5 protein-coding genes and 1 pseudogene are annotated in these 4,307 nt (G+C 62.5%); 5 read left to right on the top strand and 1 reads right to left on the bottom strand.

Features of this window, described 5'->3' with window-relative positions; genetic code table 11:
- Positions 1 to 68: 68 nt before the first annotated feature.
- The 3 genes and pseudogenes from ACIBG0_RS42145 to ACIBG0_RS42135 form a co-directional block, all read left to right on the top strand.
- A pseudogene (locus ACIBG0_RS42145) lies at positions 69 to 299 on the top strand (hypothetical protein); the annotation flags it as partial.
- Positions 292 to 573 carry a hypothetical protein gene (locus ACIBG0_RS42140; protein ID WP_397041260.1) on the top strand — a complete coding sequence of 94 codons (282 nt, stop codon included), beginning with the start codon at positions 292 to 294 and terminating at the stop codon, positions 571 to 573. The pseudogene ACIBG0_RS42145 and the gene ACIBG0_RS42140, both read left to right, overlap by 8 nt.
- The gene (locus tag ACIBG0_RS42135; protein WP_397041258.1) at positions 570 to 1,454 is read left to right on the top strand and encodes a DUF4231 domain-containing protein; all 885 of its coding nucleotides are present in this window, start codon (positions 570 to 572) and stop codon (positions 1,452 to 1,454) included. Before ACIBG0_RS42140 ends, ACIBG0_RS42135 begins: the two co-directional genes overlap by 4 nt.
- Positions 1,455 to 1,472: 18 nt before the next feature.
- On the opposite strand, the gene ACIBG0_RS42130 is transcribed toward ACIBG0_RS42135, so the two are convergent.
- Entirely contained in the window at positions 1,473 to 2,372 is a 900-nt protein-coding gene (locus ACIBG0_RS42130; RefSeq protein WP_397041257.1) for a glycoside hydrolase family 43 protein, read from the bottom strand.
- Between the two features lie 455 nt (positions 2,373 to 2,827).
- Between ACIBG0_RS42130 and ACIBG0_RS42125 the strand changes: the two genes are divergently transcribed.
- Positions 2,828 to 3,874 (top strand): M4 family metallopeptidase, encoded by a 1,047-nt coding sequence (locus ACIBG0_RS42125; RefSeq protein ID WP_397041255.1) that lies wholly within the window; start codon positions 2,828 to 2,830, stop codon positions 3,872 to 3,874.
- A gap of 29 nt (positions 3,875 to 3,903) precedes the next feature.
- Positions 3,904 to 4,233, top strand: a complete 330-nt coding sequence (locus ACIBG0_RS42120; RefSeq protein WP_397041253.1) for a protealysin inhibitor emfourin — start codon at positions 3,904 to 3,906, stop codon at positions 4,231 to 4,233.
- Positions 4,234 to 4,307 lie beyond the last annotated feature (74 nt).

Here is a 4,307-nt window from a genome sequence, read left to right as displayed (position 1 = left end):
GAACTGATGTCCATCAGCCCGGAGATCTGCTGTCCGCCCAGCCGGACCCGCCGAATCCATCCGCCCGGATGTCCCGATGTCCGTTGACAACACCGTATCGCGGCTGGGAGCCACTGGAACAAGTGGACGCCGCGGCGTACTTCGGGCGCGGCACCCAGATCGGTCGTGCCCTGAATGCGATACGGGGAATGCGCAATTGCTGCGAGGGTCGGATGCTCGTCATTCTCGGGCCGTCGGGCGTCGGCAAATCGTCGTTTCTGCGGGCGGGCTTGCTGCCGCGCCTGCATCGCGATGACCGCCATTTCCTGCCGATGGGCATCGTCCGGCCGCAACGTAACGCGCTCACTGGGAGCAGCGGACATAGAGTTCAGCCCCGACGGCAAGGATGCCGTGTCGACGAGCTACGACGGAACCATCCGTGTCTGGCCCATTCCGACTGCGTCAGAAGACATCTTGTGCGACAAGATGACGTCCAATATGAGCCGGAAAACCTGGAACTCCTCGGTCTCGCCGGACATCCCGTACCACAAACTGTGCCAGAACCTGCCGATCGACGGTGAGGTGGGCAAATGACCGTGGCCTCCGATGACGAGCTGGTGAATGCCCTGTGGGAGAAGCGGATTCGCTGGTCTCATGCCGCCACCCGGATGAAACTGCGGATCGACCGGCTCCGTCTGACGGTGCTGTACCTGAGCAGTTGGGGAGCGATCGCGGCCGCACTGACGGCTACGGTGCCGAGCCAGTCCGGGCTGCTCTCCCGCATCGTCGCGGCCACCGGTGCGGCGGCGCTGGCAGGTGCCACCTACGTCGGAGCTCAGTTCCTGACCTCGGAGGCGGTCCGTCAGTGGACCCGCGCGCGGGCAGTGTCAGAAGGAATGCGGCAGCAGATCTTCAGGTTTCGCGCGATTCCGGGCACGGTCGCGCGGCTTTGTGCCGAAATCGAAGAGCTCGAACAGGCAGCCGCGGATCTGCTGTGCTTCCTCGAGGAGGCGCCGAGCGTGGGACCCGCGCCGGGGCCGCTGACGCCGGAACAGTATGTGAGCAAACGTGTGGAAGGCCAGATCGCCAACTACTATCGCCCGTCCGCTCGACAGTATCGCGCGCGAGCACAATTCCTGCGTCGGGTCGCTATCGCGCTAGGACTGACAGCCACGATCGCTGCTTCGGTCAACACCGCGGTAAGCGCCGACGCCGCCACCCGAATCGCACCATGGATTGCCGTTTCGACCACACTCAGCGGTGCGCTGGTCGCCTATCTCGCAAGCAAGCGATATGACTTCCTGGTCGTCAGCTATCTCGCGACCGCCAACCGGTTACAGCGACTGCTCGACAAGTGGCGAACAGCGGGATCCCCAACCGATCCACCGCAATGGGCGGAATTCGTCGACGACTGCGAGAACGCCATCGCCGTCGAAAACGAAAGCTGGCTGGCAAAGTGGGCCGACGCCCGCTGACGTTCGAGCAGGGTCGTATCAACTATCGGGCTGTTCGATGAACTCCGGGTAGACCGTGAAATGACGAACTGTGCCCGATAAGTCGGGCAGTTCGAGAGGTGTTGTCCACGTACGGAAGTCGTCGTGGCAGTCGCTGTATAGGTACTGATGATCGGTGTAGGCGTCGAAATAGATTCGCCAGCCGCCGCCAGGTAGCGCGATGACGCATTGTCCTTCGACGGGCGCGCCCCAACCGGCCCAATCATCGGTTGCCACAAAGGTGTACGGGCCCAGCAGATGATCGGCGACGGCGAGTTCTATGTATTTGGTGGATTCGTTCTTGGTGAACGCGTAGTAGCGCCCGTCGGCGCGGACCACGGTGGTGTCGATATAGCCGTAGGAGGTGTTGTCGGGCTGGGCCAGCCCGATCATCGGCCTCAGCGCGCTCCATGAGCGCAGTTTCGGATCGGCGGTGGTCAGGTGCGGTGTGAACCGGTAGCCGTCCGACAGTGAGACGATCACATTGATGCTTGCGTCGGTGTCGATGAACCACTCCGGCGCCCAGGTCGATGTGACGCCCGGCAGCGGCACCATGATGTCGTAGAGATGACTCCAGTTCAGCCGGTCCGCACTGTAGGCGAAACCGATGGTTCGCCCTTCCCAGCCGGTTGTGTATGTGAGGTAGTAATAGCCATCGACATTGCGAAAGACGCTGGGGTCGCGCAGCAGACCCGTCGGGGGCCGGTAGGCGGGGCCGCTCAGCTGCCGGAAGGTGATCGCATCGTCGGATTCGTAAACATACAGATCGGTTTCGCTGGCATCGGTGAACGCGGTCATGGTGTACCGGGACACCGAAGATGGCCGCTGCGCGGCCGCCGCGTGCCCGGCGACAGGTAGCGCCGCCGCCAACGCCAGCAACGATCTTCGGCTGATCACCATCCGCTGATTGTGCCGCGAAGTCGGTTGAACTTTTGCCGACACGCCGCACGGTGCCAGTGGGCCTAAAAGCAAGGCCTGCGCGGCCTTTCGCACAAGACCTCGTCATGCAACCGCTTACCCTGCCGGGGCCACTACTCGACCTGCTAGGTCGCCTCGATAAGAGATAAGGAGTAGTCGCCTACCCGTGTCCGTAGCTATTCAACATCCGAGAATAAATGTGCAGGTCGAAGCCGGTCCGGACGGTAATACACAAGCCATTGATCTGTTCGGCAATCGCACGGCAACGAGTTGGTCGACAGCGCCACAAGCGTTTTCGGTAGATAAGACGCCCGAAAAACGGCGAGCGGCCGAACGGTCCTGGCAAACCTCGCCCCCGCGCTAGCCATCGCCGCGCCCACACCGGCCCGCCCGCATCCACAATCAGCCGCCGCACAGCACCCGAAACGGAGCAGAAAATGCGATACCCAACAGCGTGCATCCTCCCACCCGACCTACTGCAGTCGGTCGCGCGGGAACTTCCGCCGGATCAGCGAGCAGAACTGCTCGCATCGATGGATCTGGACAACAGCATCCGAATGCTGCGTGCCGAAGCCGTCGGCCGACAGGGACCACAACCGCAACAAGCGGTGGGCACGGTATCGAACGGTGTACCGCAGCGCACGATCTTCGACCAGCAGCATTCCACCGCGATGGTGCCGGGAACGCTTGCTAGAGCCGAAGGCCAACCGCCGGTTACCGACCCATCGATCAACGCCGCCTACGACAACTTCGGGGCCACCTACGATTTCTACTGGAACGTCTTCCAACGCGACTCCATCGACGATCAGGGCATGTCGATCGCCGCGATGGTGCATTTCAGTACCAAATATGACAACGCGTTCTGGGATGGGCAGGGGCATATGTTCTTCGGTGACGGCAGCGGCCAGATATTCACCGACACCACGCGCAGCCTCGATGTGGTCGCGCATGAATTGACCCACGGGGTCACCCAGTTCGAGGCGAATCTCACCTATTCGAACCAGTCCGGCGCACTCAACGAATCCTTGTCCGACGTGTTCGGATCGCTGGTGAAGCAGTACCACCTCGCCCAGACCGCCGATCAAGCCGACTGGTTGATCGGTGGGGACATCGTAGGACCGCTGCTGTCACCTGCGTTGCGATCGCTGAAGGCCCCCGGCACAGCCAACCCGCACGATAACCAACCCGCCGATATGTCGAAGTACGTGCAGACAACCAGAGACAACGGCGGCGTCCACATCAACTCGGGTATCCCGAACCACGCCTTCTACGTGCTCGCCACCACGCTGGGTGGGGAAGCGTGGAAGACGCCGGGAACAATCTGGTACGACGCGCTCGTCGACCCTGGGCTCAAGCCCAACGCCACCTTCGGCAACTTCGCCGCATTGACGTTGAAGCAGGCCCGCTACCGTTTCGGAAGGGTCAGCAACGAAGCGCGTGCGGTGGAATCGGCGTGGGATACCGTGAAAGTCACGCTGCGCTGAACCCGACAGCGACGAATACCATCGTGCCTATGGCCACCTCCGACCTACATCTCGAATTCCGGCGAAGCGGCGGCCTCGCCGGAATAGAGATGACAACATCGGTCGACGCGCGCGATCTGCCCGCCGAGCAGGCGCCGGTCATCACCGACCTGCTCAACGACACATTGCCCGAGCGGGACACACCGCCGCCGCGTCCACCTATACCGGATCAGTTCAATTACGAACTCACCGTCACCGACGGCCATCGGACCAGCACCTATCACTGGACCGATATGCAGATCCCCGACGCGGCACAACCGCTGATCGCCGAACTCGCCCAGCGTTCCGAACCGGAGCCGACTAGTGGGTGCGACCGTTAGTTCGTCGGGGGTTGCCAGGCGGTCGGGTCGTTGAGGTAGAGGCCGCAGGCGCAGTCGAGGGCCTCGGCGGGAGT

The organism is Nocardia sp. NPDC050630, from assembly GCF_044457245.1.
Taxonomy (GTDB): Bacteria; Actinomycetota; Actinomycetes; order Mycobacteriales; family Mycobacteriaceae; genus Nocardia.
This window is presented reverse-complemented; position numbering and strand designations above follow the sequence as displayed.